25 protein-coding genes are annotated in these 26,621 nt (G+C 69.3%); 5 read left to right on the forward strand and 20 right to left on the reverse strand.

Annotated elements, in window-relative coordinates:
• The first annotated feature begins 60 nt into the window (after positions 1–60).
• Positions 61–825 (forward strand): YkgJ family cysteine cluster protein, encoded by a 765-nt coding sequence (locus LCY71_RS12150; protein WP_225333410.1) that lies wholly within the window; start codon positions 61–63, stop codon positions 823–825.
• On the opposite strand, the gene LCY71_RS12155 is transcribed toward LCY71_RS12150, so the two are convergent.
• Positions 812–1,204 carry a TRAM domain-containing protein gene (locus LCY71_RS12155; RefSeq protein ID WP_225333411.1) on the reverse strand — a complete coding sequence of 131 codons (393 nt, stop codon included), beginning with the start codon at positions 1,202–1,204 and terminating at the stop codon, positions 812–814. The genes LCY71_RS12150 and LCY71_RS12155 overlap by 14 nt on opposite strands.
• A gap of 329 nt (positions 1,205–1,533) precedes the next feature.
• On the opposite strand from LCY71_RS12155, the gene LCY71_RS12160 reads away from it, so the two are divergent.
• Positions 1,534–1,779 carry a DUF7123 family protein gene (locus LCY71_RS12160; RefSeq protein WP_225333412.1) on the forward strand — a complete coding sequence of 82 codons (246 nt, stop codon included), beginning with the start codon at positions 1,534–1,536 and terminating at the stop codon, positions 1,777–1,779.
• Positions 1,780–2,033: 254 nt separating this feature from the next.
• On the opposite strand, the gene LCY71_RS12165 is transcribed toward LCY71_RS12160, so the two are convergent.
• The 8 genes from LCY71_RS12165 to mfnA all read right to left on the reverse strand — a co-directional run bounded on the left by LCY71_RS12165 (position 2,034) and on the right by mfnA (position 9,840).
• Positions 2,034–2,636 (reverse strand): winged helix-turn-helix transcriptional regulator, encoded by a 603-nt coding sequence (locus LCY71_RS12165; protein WP_225333413.1) that lies wholly within the window; start codon positions 2,634–2,636, stop codon positions 2,034–2,036.
• 39 nt (positions 2,637–2,675) lie between these two features.
• Complete coding sequence (locus LCY71_RS12170; protein ID WP_225333414.1) at positions 2,676–3,854, reverse strand: SPFH domain-containing protein; 1,179 nt, start codon at positions 3,852–3,854, stop codon at positions 2,676–2,678.
• 83 nt (positions 3,855–3,937) lie between these two features.
• Complete coding sequence (locus LCY71_RS12175; RefSeq protein WP_225333415.1) at positions 3,938–4,513, reverse strand: NfeD family protein; 576 nt, start codon at positions 4,511–4,513, stop codon at positions 3,938–3,940.
• A 25-nt stretch (positions 4,514–4,538) separates the two neighbouring features.
• Positions 4,539–4,895, reverse strand: coding sequence for a DUF7312 domain-containing protein (locus LCY71_RS12180; RefSeq protein WP_225333416.1), 357 nt, complete (start codon positions 4,893–4,895; stop codon positions 4,539–4,541).
• 76 nt (positions 4,896–4,971) lie between these two features.
• Positions 4,972–7,110 (reverse strand): methionine--tRNA ligase, encoded by a 2,139-nt coding sequence (gene metG / locus LCY71_RS12185; RefSeq protein WP_225333417.1) that lies wholly within the window; start codon positions 7,108–7,110, stop codon positions 4,972–4,974.
• 252 nt (positions 7,111–7,362) lie between these two features.
• A complete protein-coding gene (locus tag LCY71_RS12190) occupies positions 7,363–8,046 on the reverse strand; it encodes a LiaF transmembrane domain-containing protein (protein WP_225333418.1) in 684 nt (227 codons plus the stop codon).
• 93 nt (positions 8,047–8,139) lie between these two features.
• Positions 8,140–8,721, reverse strand: coding sequence for a YqaA family protein (locus tag LCY71_RS12195; protein ID WP_373325168.1), 582 nt, complete (start codon positions 8,719–8,721; stop codon positions 8,140–8,142).
• 69 nt (positions 8,722–8,790) lie between these two features.
• A complete protein-coding gene (gene mfnA / locus LCY71_RS12200) occupies positions 8,791–9,840 on the reverse strand; it encodes a tyrosine decarboxylase MfnA (protein WP_225333419.1) in 1,050 nt (349 codons plus the stop codon).
• Between the two features lie 139 nt (positions 9,841–9,979).
• Here mfnA and LCY71_RS12205 point away from each other — a divergent pair, with 139 nt between their 5' ends.
• Positions 9,980–10,180, forward strand: a complete 201-nt coding sequence (locus LCY71_RS12205; RefSeq protein WP_225333420.1) for a hypothetical protein — start codon at positions 9,980–9,982, stop codon at positions 10,178–10,180.
• 36 nt (positions 10,181–10,216) lie between these two features.
• On the opposite strand, the gene ppsA is transcribed toward LCY71_RS12205, so the two are convergent.
• On the reverse strand, positions 10,217–12,586 hold the full coding sequence (gene ppsA, locus LCY71_RS12210) for a phosphoenolpyruvate synthase (protein ID WP_225333421.1): 2,370 nt from the start codon (positions 12,584–12,586) through the stop codon (positions 10,217–10,219).
• 125 nt (positions 12,587–12,711) lie between these two features.
• A complete protein-coding gene (locus tag LCY71_RS12215; RefSeq protein WP_225333422.1) occupies positions 12,712–13,617 on the reverse strand; it encodes a PhzF family phenazine biosynthesis protein in 906 nt (301 codons plus the stop codon).
• 135 nt (positions 13,618–13,752) lie between these two features.
• Between LCY71_RS12215 and LCY71_RS12220 the strand changes: the two genes are divergently transcribed.
• Positions 13,753–14,721, forward strand: coding sequence for an AEC family transporter (locus tag LCY71_RS12220; protein WP_225333423.1), 969 nt, complete (start codon positions 13,753–13,755; stop codon positions 14,719–14,721).
• 320 nt (positions 14,722–15,041) lie between these two features.
• Here the strand turns inward: LCY71_RS12220 and LCY71_RS12225 are convergent, their stop codons facing one another.
• The 7 genes from LCY71_RS12225 to LCY71_RS12255 all read right to left on the reverse strand — a co-directional run bounded on the left by LCY71_RS12225 (position 15,042) and on the right by LCY71_RS12255 (position 23,818).
• Positions 15,042–16,223: a segregation and condensation protein A gene (locus LCY71_RS12225; protein ID WP_225333424.1), complete on the reverse strand. Its 1,182-nt coding sequence runs from the start codon at positions 16,221–16,223 to the stop codon at positions 15,042–15,044.
• Positions 16,216–19,800: a chromosome segregation protein SMC gene (smc, locus tag LCY71_RS12230; protein WP_225333425.1), complete on the reverse strand. Its 3,585-nt coding sequence runs from the start codon at positions 19,798–19,800 to the stop codon at positions 16,216–16,218. Before smc ends, LCY71_RS12225 begins: the two co-directional genes overlap by 8 nt.
• A gap of 21 nt (positions 19,801–19,821) precedes the next feature.
• Positions 19,822–20,112, reverse strand: coding sequence for a DUF7518 family protein (locus LCY71_RS12235; RefSeq protein WP_225333426.1), 291 nt, complete (start codon positions 20,110–20,112; stop codon positions 19,822–19,824).
• Between the two features lie 128 nt (positions 20,113–20,240).
• On the reverse strand, positions 20,241–20,993 hold the full coding sequence (locus LCY71_RS12240) for a DICT sensory domain-containing protein (protein ID WP_225333427.1): 753 nt from the start codon (positions 20,991–20,993) through the stop codon (positions 20,241–20,243).
• Positions 20,994–21,095: 102 nt separating this feature from the next.
• Positions 21,096–21,551, reverse strand: coding sequence for a hypothetical protein (locus tag LCY71_RS12245; protein ID WP_225333428.1), 456 nt, complete (start codon positions 21,549–21,551; stop codon positions 21,096–21,098).
• Between the two features lie 45 nt (positions 21,552–21,596).
• Entirely contained in the window at positions 21,597–22,823 is a 1,227-nt protein-coding gene (locus tag LCY71_RS12250; RefSeq protein ID WP_225333429.1) for a hypothetical protein, read from the reverse strand.
• Positions 22,820–23,818: a hypothetical protein gene (locus LCY71_RS12255; RefSeq protein ID WP_225333430.1), complete on the reverse strand. Its 999-nt coding sequence runs from the start codon at positions 23,816–23,818 to the stop codon at positions 22,820–22,822. The genes LCY71_RS12250 and LCY71_RS12255 overlap by 4 nt, the downstream gene beginning before the upstream one ends.
• A 143-nt stretch (positions 23,819–23,961) precedes the next feature.
• Here LCY71_RS12255 and gatB point away from each other — a divergent pair, with 143 nt between their 5' ends.
• Positions 23,962–25,476, forward strand: coding sequence for an Asp-tRNA(Asn)/Glu-tRNA(Gln) amidotransferase subunit GatB (gatB, locus tag LCY71_RS12260; RefSeq protein WP_225333431.1), 1,515 nt, complete (start codon positions 23,962–23,964; stop codon positions 25,474–25,476).
• 92 nt (positions 25,477–25,568) lie between these two features.
• Here the strand turns inward: gatB and LCY71_RS12265 are convergent, their stop codons facing one another.
• Entirely contained in the window at positions 25,569–25,907 is a 339-nt protein-coding gene (locus LCY71_RS12265) for an AzlD domain-containing protein (protein WP_225333432.1), read from the reverse strand.
• Positions 25,897–26,586, reverse strand: coding sequence for an AzlC family ABC transporter permease (locus tag LCY71_RS12270; RefSeq protein ID WP_225333433.1), 690 nt, complete (start codon positions 26,584–26,586; stop codon positions 25,897–25,899). Before LCY71_RS12270 ends, LCY71_RS12265 begins: the two co-directional genes overlap by 11 nt.
• Between the last annotated feature and the right edge of the window lie 35 nt (positions 26,587–26,621).

A 26,621-nucleotide genomic window follows, 5' to 3' on the forward strand; every position in this document is an offset into this window, starting at 1 on the left:
CCGGATCGATCACTCGGCCGAGGGCGCGGGGCTTTTGCGCCTCGGCGCGGAAGGGTAATCGTGGAATCACTGGAGGACGAACTCGCGCGCGCACACGACCTCGATGTCGCGGAACTGGCCGACGCCGTCGAGTCGATCGGGTTCGAGTGCACGCGCTGTGGCGCCTGCTGCAAAGCCGAGACGAGTTGCGGGAGCGGCGGTGACGCCGAGAGCGGCGACGCCGACGGCGACGAGGCAGAGACCGAGCCACACACGGCGACCGTCTTCCCAGACGAGATCCGCCGGCTGCAGGACGCGGGCGACTACGACTTCCGCGACGTGGCCCGCCCGATGCCCTACGGCCTGACCGAGGGCGAGGACGGCCCCGAGGGCGAGACGTTCGAGTGGGCGCTCCAGACCGACGGCTGCGGCGACTGCGCGTTCTACGAAGAGGGAGCGACGTCGGAGACGCCACACGGAGACGGCGGCGCTGCCGGAGAGGCGGGCACGGGCGCCTGCACGGTCCACGACGACCGACCGCTGATCTGCCGGACCTATCCATTCTCGGTGGCGCTGGGCGGGACCAGCCAGCCGATGGGCGAGGCCGTAGACGAGGAGGGCGTCGTCCGCGCGCACGAGTGCGAGGGGTTGGGCCGGGACATCGACCGCGACGAGGCCGAGGAACTGGCCGCGGCGCTCAGGGAGCGCGCTGTCCGGGAACTGGAGGAGGCCATCGCCGTCCGGGAGAACTACGAGCCGGTAGACGTGGACGGCGACGTGGTGGTACACGATTCCGAGGGGGCGAAACGCCCCGACGGAACTCCCTTCGACGCTACTCCTCGATAATCTCGCCGACGGCGAAGTTGGACTTGACCTCGGTGACCTCGATCTTGACCCGCTCGCCGATCTCGGCCCCGGGGACGATGATGACGTAGCCGCGCTCGACGCGCGCGATGCCGTCGCCCTGCTTGCCGATGTCCTCGACCTCGACGTACCGGATCTCCCCCTCTTCGACTGGCGGCTGGGGCTCCGAGGGCGTCCCGGAAGAACCGCTCTCGCTCTCGTCGCTCTCCCCCTCGGCGGCGATGAGCGCGACGCGATAGGTGTCGCCGGACTGTACGGACCCCGTCTCCACTTCCCGACGTGGCACCTCGACGACGTAGCGGTCGTCGTCGTCGGTGACTTCGGCGCTGAACAGACACAGGAGTTTCTCTGAGATTTCCACAGTGTAGACCTCCACTCGCGGCATGCGTGGCCTCTGATATAGTTGTTGCCGTCTCGACGGGACTGAGGCACCCGTCCGCGACCGCCCCGCTCGATTGGTTCGCGTTACTCCCAGCTAACCCGACGTTACTGCGGGGCCCGCAGTCACGTCCAGCGTTACCCGCCCGTACCAACCGCCGCGGTGAGGCGGTCCGGCGACGGGCGCGCGACCGGTGCGACGTCGGCCGCGAACGGACGGCGACGCGTCGTGCCGGCCGAAAACCGCAGGACAGGAGCGGGTTAACCGACTGTACCAAACGCACTAAGACCGAACCACCTCTACGAATTTTCATGAGCACGACAGCGAACGTAACGGTCGACGCCGGACTCTCCGAGAAGCAAGCCCACATCCTCGAGTTCCTCCGCGAGAACGCGGACACGCAGACGTACTTCAAGTCCCGGCTCATCGGCGAGGAACTCGGGCTCTCGGCGAAGGAAGTCGGCACGAACATGACCGCCATCGCCGAGGGCGACTTCGACGTCGACGTCGAGAAGTGGGGCTACTCCTCGGCGACGACCTGGAAGGTCACGACCTGATTCCCCCTATCTTCCCCCCTGCGACGACCTCCCATCGTCGCCCGGGCCTCCACGGCGCGCTCCCCCCCTGCGCTCCCCTGCGGTAGCGTCCACTTCGCGTTCTCCCCCCTGCGACAGGCGTCGCCCCCGCCCGTCGCTGTCGGGCTCTCCTCACACGTCCCTCAGCGGCGCGACTCCGCGCCGGTCGCGCGAACCGCCGGTTCTTCGACCACGCGAACGGGCGACGGAATCCGAGAACTGACCGCGGACCCCGATCAGGGGTCGTAGGAAACGAGGTCGGCGGACTCGCGCGCGAGCGCGGCCGCCTCGTCGCCGAAGGAGTCGGCGTACCTGAGCACGAGCACCAGCAGCGTCTCCGGGACGGCGACGGTGTAGTCCTCGCGGTCGAGCAGCCCGGCCTCCTCCAACTCGGCGGCGTACTTGCTGACGGTCGGGCGGGAGACATCGACGCGATCGGCGAGGTCGCCGGCGGACAGCGTCGGATCCCGAAGCAGGGCCACGAGCATGCCTCGCGGCGTCTCCCGGCGGAGGTACCCCAGCGCCACCTTCTCGCGCTCGGTGAACTCGCCGGCCAGGAAGAAGCGCCGGTAGTCGCCGTCACGGCGACTCTCGACGGTGTCCTCGCCCTCGAGTTCGCGGAGGTGGTGCTGGGTCTCGCCGGTTCCCAGTTGCAGGTCGTCGCGGATCTTCGAGAAGTGCGCGCCGGGCGTCGTCGAAACGTACCCGGCGATCGCGCTTCGGGCGTCGCTGTCGCTGTCGTCGGACGAGAAGCGTACGAGCGGGCTCGACGCGCCCAGGGCGGCGAACCGCCGGAGCGTCGCCCGCTTCGACTCGTCGACCCCACCGTCACCAGCCATCGTTGCGTTATACGGGGACCAGTAATTTAACCGCTTCGCCTAGGACCCCTCTCCGTCGCCGGTCGGGCCGGCGCCGGCGTCGTCGTTCCCGGTCGCCTGCGACCCGAACTCCTGGTCCATCTCGTCGATGACCTCGTCCGGGTCCGAGATCTCGTTGGGGTCCTGGCCGTGCTTGACGGCCTGTGCCTCCTGCTCCATCTCCTCGACGTCGACGTCGGCCTCTTGGTCGATCTGGCCGAGGATCTCCTCGATGTCGTCGAGCCCGAGCATCTCGCGGGACTCCTCGTCGAAGTCCAGCGCCTCGAGAACGTGGCCGTTCTCCTTCACGTCGGAGCCGGTGAGGTGCTTGCCGTAGCGGCCGACCAGCGACGTGACCTCCTGGGGCAGGACGAAGGTCGTGGACTCGCTCTGACCGATGCCTTCCAGCGTCTCCATCCCCTTGTCGATGATGGCGCGTTCGCCCATCGCCTCGGCGGACTTCGCGCGGAGGACGGTCGAGATGGCGTCACCCTGGGCTTCCAGGATCTGGCTCTGCTTCTCACCCTGGGCGCGGATGATGTTGGACTGCTTGTCACCCTCGGCGGTCTCGATGGCGGAGCGCCGTTCACCCTGTGCTTCTAGGATCATGGCGCGGCGCTTCCGCTCCGCGGAGGTCTGCTGCTCCATGGCCTGCTGGACGTCCTTCGAGGGGTTGACCTCGCGGACCTCGACGGACTCGACGCGGATCCCCCACTCGTCGGTGGGCTCGTCGAGTTCCTGGCGGATCCGGGAGTTGATCTCGCCTCGCTTGTTGAGCGTGTCGTCCAGTTCCATGTCGCCCAGCACCGCCCGCAGCGTCGTCTGGGCGAGGTTGGAGGTCGCGCGCTCGTAGTTCTCGACCTCGAGGAACGCCTTCTTGGGGTTCATCACCTTGATGTAGACCACGGCGTCGGCGGTCACCGGCGAGTTGTCGCGGGTGATGGCCTCCTGGCGCGGGACGTCCAGCGTCTGGGTCCGCATGTCGAATCGCGTGACGTCCGAGACGAAGGGATAGATGAAGTGAATCCCCTGGTCGAGGAGCCCGCGGTAGGACCCGAGGACCGTGTATGCTCCCTGCTGATACGGTCGGATGATGACGATGCTCGAGTACACCACTGCGATCGCCAGCAAGAGGAGGACGACCGCGATCAGACCGAGACCGAGGCCGGCACCTCCCTGGAGGGCTACGCTTGGTAGCATAACGTGCGGAACTCAGAGAGCCTGAAATAAAAGTGTTCTGTCAGCCGTTCACACAGTGCTGGCCGTTCGCGCCGGGCGAGCCGTCAGGCCGCGTCGGACTCCACGTCGCGGTCACGGTCCGCCTCGTCGTCGGCGTCCACGCCGTTCGCCCGATCGCGCGCGAGTTCGCGGTCGATCTCGTCGGTGCTCGCGACGCGCTCGACCGTCAGGACGTTACCGCCGCCGGGGTCGACGACCATCACTTCCTCGCCCTCCTCGATCACCCCGTCGACGCTGCGGGCCCGGAAGTAGGGGTTGAATCCGCCGTCCTCGAGCTTGACCTCGCCGTCGGAGTGGGTGACCCGTTCGGTGACCCGGCCGAACTGGCCCCGAAGCGAGTTCGAGTCGGTCGTACTCGCCGCGCCCTCGCCGCCGTGCAGGTCGATCTGTCGGTAGCCCCACAGCGTCAGGGCCGTCGCCGCCAGCACGACCACCGCGAGGATGATCGGCGCGAGGATGCCCAGTCCGCCGGGCATGAGCAGCCCCACGATCCCCGCCACGAGGAGGGCGACCCCCAGGACGAAGAAGTGCGCGCCCGGCGCGAGCGCCTCTGCGACGAGGAGGATGGTCCCCCCCAGCAGGAGCAACGTGGACACCGACTCGCTGAACAGGGACGCCATGGTCGGCCCTTGGGCTGCTGCGAAATTAAGTCCCCGGGTTGACGACACCGAAGAAAGCGAACAGGGCGAGCGTCCCCACGAGCGCGCCTGCGGCGACGAAGGCGACGGTGGAAAGCGCCAGACCCGACAGGTCGACGAACAGCGCCGAGATGGCCAGCGCGCCGACGTACACGCCGACGGCGACGAACAGCGCGTTCTCCAGGGTCGGCTGCTCCGGTTCGACCTCGCCGTAGCCGGTCAGCGTGCCGGCGGCGCCGTGCTCCGCCTCTGGATCGTCCCCGTCGGCCGCGCCGTCGTCGCCGTTCTCGACGACGCCGTCCGGGCCGACCTCGTCGACCGAGAAGCGCCACTCGCGCTCGCCGTCTCCCGCGTCCTCGACCATGCGCGACCGTACGCGGTCCGGCTACAAAAGCTCCGTCGAGATGGATCGGCGCTCGCTCGCGATAGCGAGGGCGCTCTCAGCGAATCTTCGTGCCGAGGGGCGCGTCCTCGTGAGTGGTCAGCAGGTCGGCGTCCTCGCCGGCCGCGAGGACCATGCCGTCGGACTCGTGACCGAACAGCTCCGCCTTCTCCATGTTCGCCAGCAGGATCACGCGGGTGCCCTCGAGGTCGTCGGCCTCGTGGAGGCCCTGGAGGCCGGCCACGACCTGCCGGGTCTCGACGCCGATGTCGACCTCCAGCAGCATGAGGTTGTCAGAGTCCTCGATGGGGTCGGCCGACAGGATCTCGCCGACGCGCATGTCGACGTCCTGGAACTCCTCGAAGCTGATCCGCTCGTCCGCGATGGGTTCGAGGTCCATGCCGTCGGCCTCGTCCTCGTCGTCCGTATCGGCTTCGCTTTCCTCGTCCTCGCCGGCGGCCTCGACGCGCTTGCGGAGCTGATCGTTGAGCGCCGCGACGTGCTCGTCCTCGATCTGGGAGAACAGCTCCGTGGGCTCGTCGAACTCGGCGGGCGGGCGCTCCAGCGCGGTCTCGAGCGGGACGTCGGCGACCGAGCCCTGTTCGCCGAGCTGGCCCCAGACGCGCTCGGCCTTCTCCGGCAGGACGGGCTGGGCCAGCACGGCGACGGCCTTCGACAGCTGGACGCAGTCGCGGATGACCTGTTCGGCCCGCTCCGGGTCGTCGTCGACGAGGTTCCAGGGCTCGTTGCGCTGGATGTACTCGTTGCCGTAGTCGGCGAGGTCGACGGCGACGTCCGCGAGCACCCGGAGGTCGTACTCACGGACGGCGGTCTCGAACTCGCCGACGGCGTCCTCGATGCGGGCCTCGACCTCGTCGCTGGTGGCGACGTCGGGCGTGCCGCCGTAGTTGCGCTGGGCGAACAGCAGCGACCGGTAGAGGAAGTTGCCGAGGTTGCCGACGAGCTCGCCGTCGACGCGCTCGGCGAAGCGGTCCCAGGAGAAGTCGACGTCCGACTCCAGGCCCGACCCCGAGAGGATGTAGTAGCGGAACAGGTCGGGGTGGAAGCCGGCGTCGAGGTACTCCTCGGCCCACACCGCGCGGTTGCGCGACGTCGAGAGGGACTTGCCGTCGATGCCGACGAATCCGGAGGCGAGGATCGCCCGGGGCTCGTTGTAGCCGGCGCCCCGCAGCATGGCGGGCCAGAAGACGGCGTGGTGCTGGATGATGTCGCGCCCGATCACGTGGACGATCTCGGCGGCCTCGTCGTGCCAGTCGTCGTCCCACTCGGTGCCGTGGCGCTTCTCGCCGCCGATCTTCCAGACCCGCTCCCAGTCGTACTCGTCGGCGCCGACGCGCTCGCTGTACTGCTTGGTGGAGGCGACGTACTCGATGGGGGCGTCGACCCAGACGTAGAGGACGAGGTCTTCCGCGCCGTCACCGTCCTCGGCGTCGCCGGGGTAGTCGATGCCCCAGTCGAGGTCCCGCGTGATACAGAGGTCCTCCAGCTCCCCCTCGATCCACTCGCGGGGCTGGTTGCGGGCGTTGTCGCTCCCTTCGAGGCGGTCGATGAACCCCTGGAGGTACTCCTGAAAGTCCGACAGGCGGAGGAACTTGTGCTCGCGCTCGCGGTACTCGGCGGGGTTGCCCGTGATGGTGCTCGTGGGGTCCTCGATCTCGCCGGGTTCGAGGTGCCGCTGACAGCCCTCGTCGCACTCGTCGCCGCGGGCGTGCTCGCCGCAGTAGGGGCAGGTGCCCTCGACGAGCCGGTCGGGCAGCCACTGGTCGGCGTCGGGGTCGTAGGCGACCTGGATCTCCTTCTCGACGACGTGGTCGTTGTCGATCCACGACCGGACGAACTCCTTCGTGAGTTCGGTGTTGGTCTCGTCGTGGGTGTGGCCGTAGTTGTCGAACTCGACGTTGAACTTCGGGAACGTCTCGGCGTACTGCTCGTGGTACTCCAGGGCGAACTCCTCGGGGTCGACGCCCTCCTCGGCGGCGTTGACCGCGATGGGCGTCCCGTGCATGTCCGACCCGCAGACGAAGGCGGTCTGCTGGCCGACGCGTCGGAGCGCCCGGGCGTAGGCGTCGCCCTGGACGTACGTGCGGAGGTGACCGACGTGCAGGTCCCCGTTGGCGTAGGGGAGCCCGCAGGTCACCACCGCGGGTCGATCAGTGGGGAACTCCTCGTGGCTCATGTGTCTGTGCTACCTCCGAACTCGTGGAAAGGCTGCCGGTTTAGCATGGCTGTGACTGTGTCTCGTCGGTCGGAAGCGGTGCGAGAACCGGGCGGCCGAGGTTCGCCGGCCGCGCTCGGGGGCCGTCCTACCGGCCGCCGACCGCCGCCCGGGTCCACCCGGCGCTCCCGTGGCGACGCATACGCATCGGGATGCCGGTGTGGACCCCCATCTCGGCCGGTACTGGCCCGCGGAGCGACAAAAGCGGTTCGGTCAGTCCTCGACCGCCACTCCGCCGAAGGCGACCAGACCGGTCACGACCAGGTCGACCTCGTCGTGGACGTCGGCGCTGCGGACGCGATCGTCGCTGACGCCGCCGAGGATCGGCAGGACGTCCAGCCTGACGTTCCACTCCCGCGGCACGACGATCTCGACGCCGCCGAACATCGCGATCGCGTTCACGTGCGCCGGCTTCTCCGGAACGGTCGCGTCGCGGAGGTCGACGGTCGCCGCGCCGAAGAGAGCCGTCAGATCGGCACCGGTGAACTGGTCGGTCGTCACGCGCGTCTCGCTACCGCCGAGGACGGCCATCGAGGAGACGTGCGAGTCGGGCGTCGCGGCGGGGCTCCGGCGGTAGTGGCTGAGTAGCAGCGAGAGCCCGAACAGGACCACCAGCAGCGGCCACAGAGATCCGAGTTCCGCTGCGTCGACCAGTCCGAGCGCGGAGAGCTGCCAGAGGCCGGCGACGATCACCACCACGACCGGTCCGAAGAGGTTGCGGAAGCCGCTGACCGCGATGGCGTACAGTCCGAGCAGGACGAACAGCGACGGGACGAACCGCCAGAGGACCGACGTGTCGTACGTGCCGGTGGTGTCGAGCAGGAGCAACAGGCCCGCGAGGAGGACTGCGAGCCCGAACAGGACCTGAGTGGGGACGCGTCGACGGGCGGTCGACATGACCGCCCGGACGCGCCCGCGAGTGATAAGTACAGACTCGTTATCGAACGCTACGCGATCGTTACTCGCCCGGCCGCCCCGCGAGCCGCCCGCTCAGAACGCCAGAGAGGCCCCGCCGATGAGGCCAAGCGTCACGAGCAGTCGCCCGACGCTGCCGGCGAATGTGGCCAGCGCGAACTTCAGGTAGTCCTCCTCCAAGACGGAGAAGGCGTAGATGGAGAGCGTGTCGGGGAAGCCGGGGACGCTCAGGGCCAGCGCGAGCCCGACGTAGCCGAACTGCTGGGCGAGTTCGACGGTCCGGCGCTCGGACCAGGCGACGACGTCGAACCGGGACCGCCGGAGGAACCGAACGACGGGGCCGGATTGCTTTGCCTCCTGGCCGAGGTGGAAGGCGAAGACGCTCCCGGCGGCCTTGCCCAGCCCGGAGATCACGATGACCACCGCGAGGTCGAGGCTCGTCGGGAGCCCCAGGCGGAGCGACGAGGCCGGGGCCAGCACGATCTCGCTCGGCAGCGGGAGGACGAACGCGATCAGGAAGGAGTAGACTCCGATGAGGAGCAGGCCGACGGGCCCGGTCGCGGTACAGACCGCCCGCTCGAAGCCGACGGGATCGCCCGTCGTCGGGCAACTGGCGAGCAACACTGGGAGGCCCTCGAGTGGCACAACTACTTTCAGTAGGGCCCCGGTCCTAAACTTTGATATTCGCCATTCGGGAGCGACGACTCTCTCGGCCCACCGACCGCGTCAGTACCAGTCGAGGTCGTCGACGAACGAGCGCAGCATCGACCGGGTGACGTGGGGCATGCAGACGACGCGCAACTCGCCCGCAGACGTCTTGGAGACGCGCCAGTCCCGCTCCCGGAGCTCCGCGGCCATCGGTCGCGACAGGTCGGCGGCGACCAGCGGGAGTTCCGGCCCGACGACGTCGTGGCCGCGGGCGGCCAGCTGGTCGGCGAGCCACTCCGCGTTGTCCATCTCCCGGTCGTAGGTCTCGCGGTAGCCGTCCGGCCACAGCGCGTCCATGGCTGCGACGGCGCTGGCGACGCCCGCGCCGGAGCGCGTGCCGGTCAGCGTCACCTGTGACGTCGACTCCAGGTAGGGCGTGTCGATGGCGAGTTCGTCCAGCAGATCGGCCGACCGCACAAGCAGGCCGCCGGCGGGCACCGCCGCCTGGCCGACCTTGTGGGGGTCGATGGTGAGCGTGTCCACGTCGGCGTGGCCGAAGTGCCAGCGGTGGTCGGTGAAGGGGAGGTAGAAGCCGCCCCACGCCGCGTCGACGTGACACAGCGCGCCGGCGTCGGCCGCCAGGTCGGCGATGGCCGGGATCGGATCGACCTGACCGTACTCCGTCGTGCCGGCGACGCCGACGACGCAGACGGTGTCGCCGTCGATCAGCTCCGCCATCGCGTCGACGTCGGCGCGGTAGTTGGTGGCGGGCGCGGTCCGCAGTTCCACGCTCAGTGTCTCGGCCGCCTTCCGGAAGGAGAAGTGGGCGTGCTCCGGCGCGACGACGTTCGGATCGTCGGTCTCCGCCCGGTTGCGCGCGATGCGGACGGCCTGGATATTGGCCTCCGTGCCGCCGCTAGTGACGTACCCCTCCGGTTCGGGCAGGCCCGTGATCGTTCCGAGGGTCTCGACGGCCTCGGCCTCCAGTTCGGCGACCCGCTCGTACGTGCCGGGGTCGCCCGGGTTGGTGGCGAGGAACCGCTCCGCGGCCTCGCGGGCCGCCGGGTGCGGTTCGGTACACATCGAGGAGAGGACCCGCTCGAACTCCTGGGGCTCGGCCCGCTGCATTCGTTCACGAACTCGTCCCGGATTCGTTTATCCGTTGCGCTCCGGCCGGACGCGCTGTTCTGGACGAACGATCGGGATAAATATCGCAGTACGGCGCTCGAACGCAACAGTGAAACGACCGAGTCCCCCTGGATCGGGTATGCCTGGTATCGCCGTCACCATCGGACTGCTGCTCGTCAATCTCGGGCTCCTCGGGGCGGTCTTCGCGTTCGGTCGGACGGACGGCCTGGCGTCGTCCGATCGGTGTTACGTCTGCTCGACGGCCGACCCGGGGACGGCAGTGAGCGGCGTGCCGGTCTGTCCTGCCTGCAGGGACGAGTACTTCGCCGCCGTGGCCTGATCCCGGTGTCCGTCGGCAGCGAAACGGGGCAGCGGCCTATTCCCGAACCGATTCGAGCAGGAGTCGCTGCTCGACGCGCTTGACCTCCTGCTGGACGTCGCGGACGGCGTCGACGTTGGCCGAGATGGAGGTGACGCCCTCGTCGACGAGGAACTGGACCATCTCCGGCTTCGAGCCGGCCTGGCCGCAGATGCTCGTGGCCACGTCGTGGTCGTTGCAGACGTCGATGGTCCGCTCGATGAGGTCCAGCACGGCCGGGTGCAGTTCGTCGAAACGGCCGGCGACCCGCTCGTTGTTCCGGTCGACGGCGAGGGTGTACTGCGTGAGGTCGTTCGTTCCGAACGAGGCGAAGTCGATGCCCGTCTCGCACAGCTCCTCGACGCCGAGCGCACTGGCGGGCGTCTCGACCATGACGCCCCAGGTCCGCTTGTCGGGGTCGATGCCCGCCTCTTCCATGAGCGACTTCGCGCGGACGACGTCCTCCGCGTCGGTGACCAGCGGGAGCATCAGCTCGACGTTGTCGTAGCCCATGTCGTAGAGCTTCCGGACGGCCGACAGCTCCAGTCGGAACGGGTCGGGCTGGTCGAGGCTCCGCCTGATCCCCCGGTAGCCCAGCATGGGGTTGTGCTCGTCGGGCTCGTCGGCGCCGCCGTCGAGCTGGCGGAACTCGTCGGTCGGGGCGTCCAGCGTCCGGACGCGGACCGGCCGCGGGTAGAACGCCTCGGCGACCTCCCGGATGCCGTCGACGAGCTCCTCGACGTAGGCGTCCTCGCCGTGGTCCTCGACGTAGCGCCGCGGCGTCTTGCCCGTCGAGAGCACCATGTGCTCGATGCGCAGGAGACCGACGCCGTCGGCCCCGGTGGCCGCCGCCCGCTCGGCCGCCTCCGGGATGGAGACGTTGACCTTGATCTCCGTGCCCGTCATGGGCTTGGGGGTCGGCGACGGTCCGGCGGCCGCGCCGGCCCCGGCGTCGGCGGCCGTCTGGTCCGTCGCTGCGTCGTCCCCGGTCGCCGGATCGGACTCGCCGCCGGCCGCCTCGTCGCCGGCCCGGACCGTGCCGGTGTCGCCGTCGACGGTGACCCGCTGGCCGTCGCGCAGGCGGTCCGAAGCGCCGTCGGTTCCAACGACGGCGGGGACGCCCAGTTCTCGGGAGACGATGGCGGCGTGGCTGGTCATCCCGCCCTCGTCGGTGACGATGGCGGCGGCCCGCTTCATCGCCGGTACCATGTCCGGGGTCGTCATCTCCGTGACGATGACGTCGCCCCCTTCGACCTTGTCCAGCTGGTCGAGCTTCCGGACGAGCCTGACCGTGCCCGTCGCGGCGTTGGGGCTGGCGCCGACGCCGGACGCGAGGACGCCCGTCTCCCCCTGGGCGGTCATCGCGCCGCCGTCTGCCACGCCGCCCGCCTCGCCATCTGCCGCGCCGTCGGCGTCGGCCGCGACGGCGTCGTCGATGGTCGTGATCGGCCGGGACTGGAGGAGGTAGACCCGGGGGTCGTCACCGCCCTCGCTCGCGGGGTCGCCGGTGATGGCCCACTCGACGTCCTGGGGTTCGCCGTAGTGGTCCTCGACGCGCTCGCCGACGGCGAGCAGGCGGTCCAGCAGGTCCTCGGTGAGGACGCGCTCCTCGCGGCGGTCGTCCGGGACGGCCCGTTCGACCGTCTCGCCGCCGTCGCGGACGAACTTCGTCTTCTTGTCGGCGACAGTCACCTCGGCGACCTCGCCGGCCTGGCGGTCGACGACGTAGTTGTCCGGTGAGACGGACCCGGAGACGACGCCCTCGCCCAGCCCCCAGGCGGCCTCGATGACGGCCTGCGGCGCGCCGGTCGAGGGATGGCTCGTGAACATCACGCCGCTCGCGTCCGCGTCGACCATCGCCTGAACGACGACGGCGACGTCGACCGTGTGGTGGTCGAACCCCTGCTCCGCCCGGTAGTAGATGGCCCGCTGGGTGAACAGCGACGCCCAGCACTCCCGGACGCGGTCCAGCAGGTCGGCCCGCTCGACGTTGAGGAACGTCTCCTGCTGACCGGCGAAGGAGGCGTCGGGGAGGTCCTCCGCGGTGGCCGACGAGCGGACGGCGACGGCCTCGTGATCGAGGTCCTCGTGCGCCGAGAGAATCTCCTCGCGTACCGACTCCGGGAGGTCAGTGCCGGTGATCAGTTCCCGGGCGCGCTCGGCGGCCTCGGCCAGCGCCTGGGAGTCCTCGGGATCGACGTCGACCGCGTCGAACAGTTCCTCGTCGATCCCGGTGGACTCGACGAACGTGCGGTAGGTGTCGGCGGTGACCACGAAGGCCGGCGGGACCGGCAGGCCCGCGCCGGCGAGTTCGCCGAGCGAGGCCGCCTTGCCACCGACGGACGCGAGGTCGTCGGCCGTGATGTCTTCGAGCCAGCGTACTGGCATGCAACCCGACGTTCACGCACCGACAGCAAGCCCGTGTCGGTTCCGGCACTTTCGGGTGGGGAGTAACTCGGATTCGAGTACTCTATCTCGAAACGAACGGCGAAAACTGGACGGGCTTGAGCCGGTCACGCGACGACGATGTCGTCGTCGTCGTTCTCCGGGACCGTGATCTCCCCGTCCATCGCGGTGACCGCGCGGCCGCCGACCCGGACGTCGTGGCCGTCGGTCTCGACGCGGACCGTGCCCGGGCGGTCCAGCAGGTGGCCCTGCTCGACGGCGATCTCGTCGAACTCGCCGTCGAGCGCGCCGTGGCGCCGGAGGTAGGCCCCGCAGGCGCCCGCTCCCGTCCCCGTGACCGGGTCCTCCGGGATGCCCGCCAGCGGAGCGAACGCCCGCGCGTGCAGCGTCGACTCGCGGTCGAGGGCGTCGAAGGTGAAGGCGTACAGCCCCCTGGCGTCGGCCCGCTCGCAGAGGTCGGCGATCGCCCCCTGGTCCGGGCTCGCGTCGCGCAGGTGCTCGAAGTAGTTGACGGGCACTACCAGGAAGGGAAAGCCCGTCGACGCCCGGGCCAGCGGGAGGTCGGCCCCGACGTCCCGCAGGGCCGCCACGTCGATCCCCAGCGCGTCGGCCGCGTCGGCGTGGTCGACGTCGACGGCCGCCACCTCCGCCGCGGCCTGCTCCATCCAGACCTCGTCGTCCTCGCCGACGTCGACGGCCAGGTCACCCGCGGCCGTCTGCGCGGTGTGCGTCCCGGCGTCGATCTCGCCCCGCTCGAAGAGGGCCGCGTAGGTCGCAATCGTCGCGTGGCCGCAGAGATCGACCTCCTCCTCGGGCGTGAAGTAGCGGACCTCGCGGCCCTCGCCCTCGTCGCCCGGCCGGACGAACGCCGTCTCGCTGGCACCCAGTTCGCTCGCGACCGCGCGCATCTGGTCCTCGGTCAGCCCGGCCGCGTCGGGAACCACGCCGGCGGGGTTGCCCGAGAGCGGCTCGTCGGCGAAGGCGTCCACCAGCAGCGCCCGTCGTGTCTCCATGCCCGCCCGTTCGGTCACTCCCGGGAAAACGCTTTCCCGGCGCGGCCCACCTCCTCCGTCCCAGAAGACACGTCTATCTGACACGCCGTGAGGCGTTCCGGAAACGTTGTATCCCGGGCGCGTTCAGACCTCGGCGTGTCGCTGCTGAGCATCTTCGCCTCGTCCATCCTCCCAGTGGTCGCGATGGCCGCGACGGGCTACGCCCTCGCGCGGATCACCGACGTCGAGGCGGACGCGCTGAACACGGTCACGGTGTACGTCCTCGCGCCGGCGCTGGTCGTCCACAGCCTGACCACGTCGGCGCTGGGCGGTGGGACCATCGTCCGGGTCGTCGGCGTCGTCGGCGCGTTCACGCTCGCGATGCTCGTCGTCTCGGAGGGGTTCGGTCGCCTCTCCGGGCGCTCCGAGCCGCTGCTGGGCGCGTTCGTCCTCGTAACGATTTTCCCGAACACCGGCAACTACGGCATCCCGCTGGCCGACTTCGCCTTCGGCCCGGAGGGCCGGAGCACGGCCGTCCTCGTCACGGCGCTACAGGGGGTCATGTTGTACACGCTCGGGATCTACGTCGCCGCGCGCGGCGGCGAGGGCGACGCGCTGTCGAGCATGCGCCGCGTGTTCAGCGTCCCGCTGGTGTACGCCGTCGTCGTCGCGCTGGCGGCCCGCTGGCTCGGCCTCGTCCCGCCGACGGAGGGGACGCTGATGTCGACGCTGGAACTGCTGGGCAACGCCTCCATCCCGATCATGCTGCTCATCCTCGGGATTCAACTGGCCAACGCAGACGTGAGCGGCGCCCTCCGGCCCGTCGCCGGCGCGTCGGCCATGCGGCTCCTGATCGCCCCCGTCGTCGCGCTGGCCGTGACGCTGGGAACGGCCTCCCTGATCGGCTTCGAGAATCAAGTCGTCGCGCGCGTGGTCGTCCTCTTGCTGGGGACGCCCACCGGCGTGACTCCGATCATCCTCGTCGGCGCCTTCAGTAGCATCGGCGCTGACGACGGCCTCTCGCCCAGTGCGTTCGTCAGCGCGACCGTGCTCGTGACGACCGTCGCCAGCGTCGTCACGGTGACGGCGCTGGTCGCTCTCCTCCAGTCCGGAGCCGTCCTCTAGAAGAGCGTTTTCAGCGGCCGCTCCCGACTCGCCCCGTCCGCGCTCCGCCGACGGTCACCGGCGGTGACTGCGGCCGTCGTCGCGGACGTACTGGAGCGCCTCCAGAAACTGCTCCGTGTCCATCCGGTCCCGCCGTTCCTCCAGGCGCTCCCGGAACTTTGTCGGAGTCATGCCTATGGCCAGATATGTAATGAACGATCATAATAGTTTCGCGGACGTGCGTCCAGCGGGTGGGCCGGGCCGACGCCTCTCCGGTCGGTGACACCGCTATCGCGTCCGGTCCGTTGGCAGAAGCCGCTGCCGGCGCACACCGGAGTCCGTCAGTCCGCGACGGCCTCGTCGGAGCCCGTCGCCGCGTCGGGGTTCCGGATCCACAGGTCGCCGAACAGGTCGTCCTGACGGAGTTCGACGCGGCCGCGGTGGGCCAGAAAGAGCAGGCCGAGGAACGTCTCGACGCGCGACCCGCCGACCTCCTCGACTTCGCGGTACAGCACCTCGTCGCGGCCGGCGTCGAACTGCTCGCGGACCGCCGCCATGACGTCGTCGACGATGGCGTCCATGTCCTCGCCGTGGGTGTTGGCGGTCACCTCGTCGGCCGTCGGCTCGTCGTCCATCCGCAGGTCGTCGGCCCCGCGGTAGTCCAGCTCCTGTGTCCCCCGCCGGAAGCCCGAGGGAGAGTCGCTGGTGTCGTAGCTCCGGGACTCCTTCCACCAGGAGTCGCGCTCGGCCTCCCGGAGGTCGTGAACCAGTTCGTCCAGCGTCTGGGGCATCCCGCGGGCGCGCTTGCGCTCCAGCCGCCGGTCCATCTCCCGGTCGAGCGCGGAGAAGGGGTCGGGCTGGTCCAGCGACTCCTCGCCCCGCATCGCCGCCTCCCAGGGCTCTTCGGGCTCCTCCTCGTCCTCGTCGTCGCCGAGCATCGCGTCGCTCTTCATCCGGATCAGCACCGACGCGTAGAACAGCGCCCGACCGGACGTCTGGAGGTCCGACTCGTCGATGACCTCGAGGAACTTGTCGGTGACCTGCACCACGTCGATGTCCCACGGATCGATCTCGCCCTCCTCGGCCAGCTGGACGAGGACCTCGACGGGTTCGACCTCCTCGTCGCCGTCCGCGTCGTCAGCGGCTTCGGCGGCTGCGGGCGTCTCGCCGTTCTCAGAGGAGTCGTCGGAGCCTGAATCAGCCGACGCGTCGTCGCCGAACAGGTCGCCGGCGTCGGATTCTCCGGGCGGGTCGCGATCCTCGTGGCCTGCGATGTTCAGAGGAATGTTGTCGCCAGATTCCCCATCGTCCCGCTCGCGGGTCGCTTCGCTCCCCGCTCGCGTTTCCGAGGGCTCCGGCTCACTCCGTTCGCGGGTCGTGCCTCCCCGCTCACTATCCGAGGCCTCACTACGCTCGGCCTCGCTCTCGCCGGACCCCTCGCTATCTCGCGGGTCGCTCCGCTCCCCGCTCGATGTTGTCGAGCCCCCCTCGTCCCGTTGGTCCTCGGGCGACTCGCTAGTCATCAGCGGCCACCTCCGGCTCACCCGAATCGCCCGACAGGTCGATCCCGGTGACCGCGGAGACGTTGTCGTTCTGCATGGTGACGCCGATGGCCCGCTCGGAGCGGTCCAGCATGGCCGAGCGGTGGGAGACGACGACGAACTGGGCCTCGCCGGCGAGTTCGTCGACCATCTCGCCGACGAGCTCGGCGTTCGCGGCGTCGAGGAAGGCGTCGACCTCGTCCAGCGCGTAGAACGGTGCCGGGTTGTGCCGCTGGATGGCGAAGATGAAGGCCAGCGCCGTCAGGGACTTCTCTCCGCCGGACATGGCGTCGAGCCGCTGGATCGGCTTGTCGCCGGGCTGGGCCTTCATCGTCAGCCCGCCGTCGAAGGGGTCCTCCTCGTCCTCCAGGTGGAGGTGGCCGGAGCCGTCCGAGAGGCGCTCGAAGATGTCCTGGAAGTGGGCGTCGATGGCCTCGTAGGCCTCCATGAAGGTGTCCTTCTTCCGCTGCTCGTAGCTGTCGATCCGGTCGCGGATGCCGTCAGCCTCCTCCTCCAGGGTGGCCTTCTTGTCCTCGAGGTCGGCGAGGTCGTCGGCCACGGCGTCGTACTCGTCGATGGCCCGCATGTTCACGGGTTCGAGCGTCTCCATCTCCGCCTCGAGGCGACCGATCTCGGACTCGACCTCGTGGTGGTCCGGGATCTCCTCGGGGTCGTAGTCGCCGACCTCGGCCTCCAGTTCGTCGATCTCCCAGTCGAGGCGCTCGTACTCCTCGCGCAGGTCGTCGAGGTCGCGCTCGACCTCGTCGACTTCGGACTGCTGCTCGTCGCGGGCCGCCTTCGCCGCCTTCAGCTCCTCGCGGCGGTCCTCGCGCTCGCTCTTGAGGTCGGCCAGTTCCTCCTCGAGCTCGGCGACCTCCGCTTCCTTCTCGGTCTTCTTCTCCCGCTGGGCCTCGATCTCGTCCTCGAGCTCGGCCATCTGCTCTTGGGCCTCGGCCTTGCGGTTCTGCGCGTCCTCGATGTCCTCGTGGAGCTCCTCGATGGCCTCCTCGGCGTACTGCTTCTCCAGTTGCAGTTCGTTGAGGTCGGCGTCGAGGTCGTCCTCGCGGTCCTCCAGACCGTCGATCTCGGCCTTCAGCGAGTCGGCCTGCTCGGTCAGGTCCGGCAGCTCGGAGTCGGCGACCTCGGCCTCCAGCTCGTCGATGTCCGACTGCAGCGCGTCGATCTCGTCGTCTTTCTCGGCGATCTCGGCCTCCAGCTCGTCCATCTCGTCGGAGACCTCCTCGCGCTCGGCCTCGATCTCCGCCAGTTCCGCTTCGAGTCGTTCAACCTTCTCCTCGGCGTCCTCGATGGCCGACCGCTTGCGCCCCATCGCGCTCTGGATCTCGCGGACCTGGTCTGCGGCGTCGGTCTGCCGGTCGCGGGCGTCGTCCAGGCGCTCCTCGACGTCGCGCAGCTCCTCGCGGAGGTCGGCGCGTTCGTCCTCCAGGTCGTTGATCCGCTGGGCCACGCGTTCGAGCTTGCCCTGGCCGCCGGAGAAGGAGTAGCGCGTCCCAGACGAGGACCCGCCGGTCATGGCGCCGGACTTCTCGACGAGGTCGCCGTCGAGGGTCACCATCCGGCAGTCGCCCATGAGGTCCCGGGCGGTGCTCATGTCGTCGACGACCAGCGTGTCGCCCAGCACGTAGGCGAACACGCCCGCGTACCGGGAGTCGAAGTCCACCAGGTTGTACGCGAAGTCGATCACGCCCTCGTGGCTCGGCAGCGACGGCAGCGACCGCTGGTGCATCTCCGTGATGGGCAGGAACGTGGCGCGGCCGGCGTTGCGCGACTTGAGGTACTCGATGCCCCGCTGGCCGACGCTGTCGTCGTCCACGACGACGTGGGCCAGCCGGCCGCCGGCGGCGGTCTCCGCGGCGGTGGCGTACTCGGCGTCGACGGCGCCCAGCTGGCCCACGGTGCCGTGGACGCCGTCCATGTCCGCGTTGAGGACGGTCGTCACCGCGCGGCCGTACGAGGAGTCGCCGTCCTGCCCGGCCTTGGCCTCCAGCTCGGCGTACTCCTGCTGGAGGCCCGAGATCTCGTCCTCGAGGTCGTCGATATCGGCCTGTAGCTCGCGCCTCTCCTCCTTGAGGTCCTCGACGACGTCGGTGATCGTCGCCTTGTTCTTCTTCGCCTTCTCCTGCTCGATCTCGAGGTCGTCGATATCGGCCTCCAGTTCGGGAATCTCGGCCTCGGCCTCCTCGATGGCCTCCCGCTTCTCGCGCTGCTCGTTGGAGCGCCGGCGGGCCTCGTCGAGCAGACGGTCCTGCTCGCGCTGGAGGTCGTTCTTCTCCGATTTGAGCGTCTCGAGGCGATCGCGCTTGTCCTCGAGTTCCTCCTTGACCTCCTCGAACTCCTCGCCGACCTCGTCGATGCGCTCCTGGACTTCCGCCAGGTCGGCCTCCTTTCCCTGGATCTCGGCCCTGACGTTGGACTTCTCGACCTTGGTCTCGCGGATGTCCGACTCCAGGCCGTCGATGGTCTCCTGCTTGCGGTCGACCTGGACGAACGCCTGCCGGCGCTCGTTCTCGGCGTCCTCGACCTGCTCCTCGGCGGCCGCGACCTTGTCTTCGAGCCGGCTGATCTCGCCTTTGATCTCCTCGATCTCGCGCTTGATGGCCAGCTGCTCGTCCTCGCCCTTGCGCTCGATCTCGGCGTTGAGGTCCTCCAGGTCCTCCTCCAGGCGGACGACCTTGCCCTGGCGCTCGTCGAGTTCGACCTGTAGCTCCTCGAGCTCGTCCTCGAGGTCGTCGATATCGGCCTGCACCTCGTCGCGCTCCTCGCGCTTGTCCTCGAGTTCGGCGGCCTTGCGGTAGCCCTCGTACTCCTCCTTCTGTTCGCGCAGCTCCTGATATTCGAGGGCGGTCTCGCGCTCGTCCTCCAGTTGATCGAGGCGGGTCTGTTTCTCCTCGATGCGCAGTTCCGCCTCGTCGATGCGCTGCTGGACGACCTCCAGTTCGTCGAAGGCGTCGGCCTTCTTGGCGTCGAACTGCGCGACGCCGGCAATCTCGTCGATGATCTCCCGGCGGGAGCCGGGCGTCATGTTGATGATCTCGGTGACGTCGCCCTGCATGACGACGTTGTACCCCTCCGGCGTGACGCCGGCCTGGGCCAGCAGGTCCTGGATGTCCGAGAGGTTGACCGAGCGGCCGTTGATGTAGTAGTACGAGTAGTAGTTGTCCTCGGTCTGCTTGACCCGGCGGCGGATCGAGATCTCGTCGACGTCGCCGACGTCCTCGCTGCCGGCGGCGTTGACGACCTGCGACCGCTCGAGGGTCCGGTCGGCGTTGTCGAGTATCACCTCGACGACGGCCTCCCGCTCGCCGCCCACGTCGGTCTCCTCGTCGGCGTGGCCGGGGTTGTAGATGAGGTCGGTCAGCTTCTCTGCGCGGATGCCCGAGGTGCGAGCGAGCCCCAGCGCGAAGAGCACGGAGTCGATGATGTTCGACTTCCCCGACCCGTTCGGCCCGGTGACCACAGTGAAGTCCTCGTAGAAGGGGATGCGAGTCTTCCGGCCGAAGCTCTTGAAGTTGTCGAGGACGAGCTCTTTGATGTGCATGGGGCGCTCGTGGAGGGAGCGCTACGCGACGATGATGTCGTCGTCGGCGTCGCTCTCCTCCGTGTCGTCTCCTTTCTGGGTTCCCGCCGGCTTAGACCCTTCGGCTTCCGACGGCGAGGGCTCGACGATGTCCGAGCCGGTGTCCTCGTCGGTATCGCCGGCGCCGCTCTCGAACCCGAGGTCGTCGTCGACCGCGTCCTCCATCTCGCGGAGGCGGACCTTGCACTCGACGAGTTCGTCGGTCAGCCCCTCGATGGAGGCTTCGAGTTCCTTGACGCGCGCTTCGAGCTCCTCGACGCGGTTGCCGCACATACTGTACGAGGCCGGCTCCTGTCACTTAACCCTACGTCAGACATCGGAAGGTTTTCTGATAGGTGCGCCGGGCGGAGAGACGACTGCGACCGGACTCGTCTCGGAGGAATCGGCCGAGAGAGACGACGCTACCGGTGATACGTCTCGGCGAGGTAGGCGGCGATCCGGTCGACGGTCTCCGGATCGAACATCCAGACGCCAGTCCACTCGTTCGGTCCACTCTCCTCGGCCACGAGCGCGGCCTTCACGTCGGGCGGGCAGTCCGCGTTGACGACGAACCACGTGCGTCGAATCTCCTCAGCGTCGTTCGCGTGGACGTGTGCGTCTCCCGGTAGATCCGGTACCGCGTCCGGAACGCCGTAGAGGTGCACGTCGACGCCCGCCTCGACCAGTCGCTCGTAGACGCGCCGCGTCCCCCGCTCGTCGTCGATCCGCGAGAGGGACTGGAACCCCGCGTGAATCGTGCTCCCGGCCGACCGGTGGGCGAGCGCCTCGACGTGGCGCGACAGCTCGATCAACAGCATCTTCTGCTTGCCCGCAACGGTGAACGTCGTCCCGTGCAGGCCCGCCAGCACGTCGGGCGTGTCCACCTCGTCGAGCGACCGGGTGCCCGTCACGTACAGGTCCGAGTTGACCATCAGGACGCTGTCCCCCACGTCCGCGATAGTCGAGACGGCCAAGCGCTGCTCGTCCGCGTCGCCTTCCAGGAGCACGAAGTTCGCCGGGCCGCACTCTGGCGGTTCTGCCTCTCGGACGGTCACGTCGGGCGCGTCGACCATCCGCTTCAGCATCCGGACGACGGGCTCGGGTTCGTCGCGGTTGACGACCGTCAGCGTGGGCTCCCGGGTGCCGATCTCGTCGATGACCTCCGACAGTGTCACGGGCGCGCTTGGCGGCGGTCACTGATATACCCGTCTCCGATCTCACACGTCTGGTAGTGAAGGGGTCAGTGGCGGACGAACGGACGGTGACGGGATCGGGTGTTACGAACTGGCGGTGTCACCCTCGTCGTCGCTGTCCGACGGATCGTACCGCGACTGCGCGGCCGCGACCAGCCCGCCCACAAGCGCTCCGAGGGGGACCGTGAGGGCGCCCAGGAGCGCGATGCCGACCGCCGAGTAGGCGGCGATCTGGAGGACGTCCGACGACCGCGGGCCCCAGGCCCGGAACGGGCGCGCGCCCCACAGCAGCAAGAGCGACCAGTACGTGACGTGGGTCACCAGCCCCGTGAACCCGCCGGCCAGGAGGCCGCGGCGGACGGTGCTCCCCTCGTCGGTCGTCGCGACCCACCAGACCGCGGTCCCGGTGAGGAACGCCGCAACGGCCAGGAACGGTGGAACGACGCCCGGGAGCAGCAGTCCGAACAGCGCCGCCGCCGCTGCCATCGCGGTGCCGGCGACGAGCGACCAGCGAACGCGCGCCCGTTGCAGCGTAGTCACGGTGAGTCGTAGCTCCCGGTTCGGTATCGTGTTTCGGGTTCCCGGTCAGGTCGTTCCGGACCACGGGAACAGCGGCGAGTCGAACGACTCGAGGACGGTCTCCGCGGAGAGGGCGTCGCCGTCCTCGGCGTGCGCGATCGTCGGATGCGACTGCGGCGTGATCCCGGGGGTGTCCGCGTCCCAGTTCTCCTCGTACGCCCCGGGCAAGTGCGGCGAGAACGGTTCGTGCCCGGTCGCCAGCGTCGACTGATTGACCCAGGGGACGAACCGCTCCAGGTTCATGTTCTGGTTGCGGACCCAGTTGCCGTCTTCGACCGTCCTCGTCAGATCGAGGCCGTCGCCGCGGACGAATCCGTTGTCCATTCCGTCCGGTTCCCGCTTCCCGTTCACGTACAGGAAGTGCTGCGGATAGGGGCTCGAGTCCCACACGCGCGCGGCGACGGCCCCGTCGGCCGTGACGATCAGGTCGAGGAACGTGTACATCGTGGGCGGCGTCTGGACGAACGAGGGCACGTCCTCGGGCCCGGAGTCGGGGAACTCCCGCTGGAAGCGGACGGGGTCCCGGTAGAACAGTTCGTTGAGCTTCCTGATGTACGAGTCCTGTCCGCCCACGATGGCCGAGACGCGCACGCCCTCCACGCGCTCCCCGTCGGGACTCTCGACGGAGACGCGGTTCAGGTCCTCGCTCCGGGGCGCGTAGCCGTCCCCGTCCTCCACGACGTCGCCGTCGTACCGTATCACGTGAGCCCGTGCCTTCTCCCGCCCGTCGAACCAGGACCAGAAGTCGCTCGGCGGCCGCTCGATCAGCGTCCGCATCGCGTTCCCCTCGCCGTGTTCCGTCTCTCCTTCGACGCAGACGTAGGACGGTTCCTCCTCGTCGAGGGCGACGTCGACGGACTCCCAGTCGTCGATCGTTCGCCCGTCGCTCGACCTGAAGGACACCGCCAGGCGGTTCTTCATCCGGTAGGCCCTGAACTCCTCGCCGGGGTACTCGGGGAACGTCTTGGTGACGGCCAGCGCCTCGTCGAGGTCCGTCGGGAGGTCCGACCGCTGGTCCCCGAGGAACCACGCGTCGAGGCCCATCCCCCAGTAGTCCGGCATGGCGCTGTCGAGATCGTCGGTCTCGCCCTCGGGACAGCCGTCGCGATGGTCCGTGCAGGCGTCGCCGCTCCACTCGGAACTGCCCTCGCCGTCGCCGGGAATGAGCGTCAGCGTCGTCGCCGATCCGGACACGGTCCCGCGCTCGCGTTCGGCTGATTCGGGCGCGCTCACGCCCACTCACCCCCGAACCGGTAGACCGTCTCGCCGATCACCTGTCGCGTCTCCTCACCGGGGTGGGTCTCGTACGCGTACGGGACCGTCGACCCGTCCTCGAACACGAACTCGCCCGTCTCGCCGTGCTCGTCCCGGTCGATCACGTTCGTCCGCCGGTACGGCCCGCGGGACCGCTTGAGGGACTCCCACTGGCCAGCCATCCGGACGACTTCGGTCCGCTCCCGGTCGTCGCTGAGGTGGACGTCGTCGAACACGACCGACTCCTCGAAGCCGGGTCCCGAATCGCGACCCCGGGGACTCGTCTCCGGCGGCCGCCCCTCGGGATACCAGACGATTTCGAGGCGCTTCGCGCTGGCTCGCTTCGCCTCGTCGACGGCGCTCGTGTCCCAGGTGAGCACGCTGGAGACGTGCGGCGGGACGGTGATCTCCTCCGACTCCACGACGGGCGCGCCGCGGTCCCGGCTATCGGGTTTACGGCCAGCACGCCCGTCGCCGCCGGAACGGCCGTCGCCTGCACGTCCGTCGCCGCCGGTACGCCTCTCGTGGTCGGAACTCCCGCCGCCGGACCGCCCTTCCCGAGAGTAGCGCAGTCGGAACCGGAAAGTGACGCTCGAACCCGCGTCGGCGACGCGGCCGGGCGTGACCCCCGCGAAGAGGTACGGGTACTCGACGAGGTCGCTGTCGGCCACGCGCCGCTCGTTGGCGATCATCGGAACGACGTCGCCGTTCGCCGTCACCTGCAGCGCGCGCTCGCCGCTCCTGACGGCCGTCGGCCGCGATGCCCGGCCGACGCGTTCCAGCGTCGCCCCGCCGTTCGTCCGCCAGCCGTCGAGCCCCGACTCGAAGTCGCCCAGCACGGTGACCTCGCCGGCGTCCGCGCTCGCACTCGCCGGGAGCGCGCTCCCGAGCAGCGTCCCGATACCGGTCGCTCCGATCCCTCGCAGTACGTCCCGTCGCGTGCTCGACACATCTTGTTCCCCGTTATCTACCATTCTCTCGTCGTATCGATACGTCCCTCAATAAAGGAACGGGGGAGCGCCCGACGTCCTCGACCGCCCGTCAGCGGGGAGGGAGGGCCAGCACGCCCCGACGGGGGTCGTTACCCTTTAGCCGGCGGCTCCCGAATCCCGGTCCAATGAGCCAGCGAGCCCAGCAGGACGCGGACCTCGAGACGGTCATCGGCCTGGAGGTCCACGTCCAGCTCGAGACGGAGACGAAGATCTTCTGCGGGTGCTCGACGGAGTCCGCGGCGGAGCCCAACACGAACACCTGCCCGGTGTGCCTGGGCCTGCCCGGCGCCCTCCCGGTGGTCAACGAGGCGGCCGTCGAGGCCGCGGTGAAGGTGGGGAAGGCCATCGACGCCGACATTCCGGCGGAGACGACCTTCCACCGGAAGAACTACTACTACCCGGACCTGCCGAAGAACTTCCAGATCACCCAGTACGACGCGCCGATCTGTCAGGACGGGCAACTGGAGTTCGCCCACGAGGGGCAGCGCCGCAGCGTCGGCATCCGCCGCGCCCATCTGGAAGAGGATCCCGGCTCGATCAAGCACGTCCGCGAGGGCACCGGGCCGCTCGAATCGAGGACCTGCTCGATCGACCGCGCGGACTACACCCTGATCGACTACAACCGCGCCGGCACGCCCCTGATGGAGGTCGTCACCCGGCCGGACTTCCGCGACCCCGGCGAGGTGCGGGCCTTCCTGGAGAAACTGGAGGAGGTCCTGGAGTACCTCGGCGTGTTCGACCCCGCGCGAGACGGCAGCCTCCGCATCGACGCGAACCTCTCGCTGGTCGACGCCGCCGACGTGAACGAGGACGGCAGCATCGACGAGGACGTGCTGGCGGACGCCAACCGCACCGAGGTCAAGAACATCTCCAGCCACAGGGGCGCGGAGGACGCGCTCGCCTACGAGGCCTCCCGGCAGAAGAAGCTGATCCAGTCCGGCCGCGAGGTCGAGCAGGAGACCCGCCACTTCAACGAGACCCACGGCAACACCGTCGGGATGCGCTCGAAGGAGGAGGAGAAGGACTACCGCTACTTCCGCGAGGCCGACCTCCCGCCCCTGCAGGTCTCCGACTGGAAGCAGGAGATCGCCATCCCCGAGCTGCCCGACGCCCGCCGCGAGCGCTTCGTCGAGGAGTACGGCCTCAGCGAGGAGGCCGCGTCGAAGCTCACCAGCACCAAGCAGGTCGCCGACTTCTTCGAGGACGTCGCCGAGCGCTTCGACGCCGACCTCGCGGCCACCTGGGTCGCCGACGAGCTACTGGGCGAGCTCAACTACCGCGACATGCGGATCACGGACGTCTCGGACCGCTTCGACGAGGTGACCCGCCTCGTCGAACTCGTCGCCGAGGACGAGATCACGGCCAAGAACGCCCGCGAGACCGTCCTCCGGGACATGCTCGACGAGGGCGACGCGCCCGACGACGTCGTCGAGCGCGAGGACCTCGGCAAGACCAGCGGCGACGAGGTCCAGCAGGCCGTCGTGGCCGCCATCGACGAGAACCCCGACGCCGTCGAGGACTTCCACGACGGCGAGGGCGGCGCCATCAACTTCCTGGTGGGGCAGGTCATGCAGAAGACCGGCGGTTCGGCGGACCCCGGCGAGGTCAACGGCCTGCTGCGCGAGGAACTCGAAGGGTAGCCGCGGTCACGACAGTCGTTTTCGCCGGATTTCTCCGCGGGGAATCGCCCGCCGCTCTGGAAGACGGAGTACCGATCCCGTCCGGTTCCCGCTCAGAAGAAGAGCAGTCGGACCGTCCAGAGCGCCCCCATGCCGACGGCGATCGTCGCGAAGACGTCCTCCGTGCGCCACGCGACCACGCCGGCGAGCGCCCCGGCGAACAGTCTGTCGACTGCGAGCGTTCCCGACGCCGGATCGACGGCGACGATCGACGGCAGGACGAGCGCCGCGAGGACGGCGGGCGGGACGTACCGGAGGACGCGGCGGACGCGCGGCGGGATCTCGTCCAGCCGGCCGAACAGCGCGATGAAGGAGAACCGGATGGCGAACGTCACCGCGGCGATCGCGGCGATCGCGCCCACGACGGCGGGATCGGAGTAGCTAGTCGGCATCGGCACCTCCCAGCGTCTCCGTCCCGACGCCGGCGACGACGCCCAGCGACGCGCCCACGAGTAGTCCGACGTCCAGCGGGAGACCCCCGCTCACGGTAGCGGCCGGCCCGCCTACGACGGCCGCGACGGCGGTCGGCCGGTCCTCGACGGCCGACGTCGTGAGCGCGAGGAAGACGAGCGGGACCGTGAAGTCGAGGGCGAGCGCGTCGGGGACCTCCGCCCCGAGAACCACGCCGGCGACGGTCGTCACCTGCCAGATCACCCAGAGCGTGACGGCGGCCCCGAGGTAGTAAGCGCGCCGGTCGATCGACTCGTCGGTCCGAAACGCGGCGATCGAGAGCGCGTAGGCGGGATCGGTGAGGAGGAAGGCGAGACCGGCCCGCCACCGCATCGAGAACGCCCGGAAGTAGGTGGCGATCGAGGCCGAGTACATCAGCATCCGCAGGTTGACGACCCCCGCCGTCACGACGACCACGGCGAGCGGAGCGTCCGACGCCAGCAGGTCCAGCGCGGCCAGTTGCGATGCGCCCGCGAAGACGACGGCGGACATGCCGACGGCCTGCACGAGGTCCAGGCCGGCGTTCGCGGCGGCGATCCCGACGACGAAGCCGAAGGGGATCATCCCGAGCAACAGCGGGGCGACGTCGCGAACGCCTCGGCGCAGGTCGGCAGCGTCCATGCCCGGGGTTGGGCGGGCGGTTCTAATACCGTCTT

This window comes from Halomicrobium urmianum (assembly GCF_020217425.1).
In the GTDB taxonomy this organism is placed as follows: Archaea; Halobacteriota; Halobacteria; order Halobacteriales; family Haloarculaceae; genus Halomicrobium; species Halomicrobium urmianum.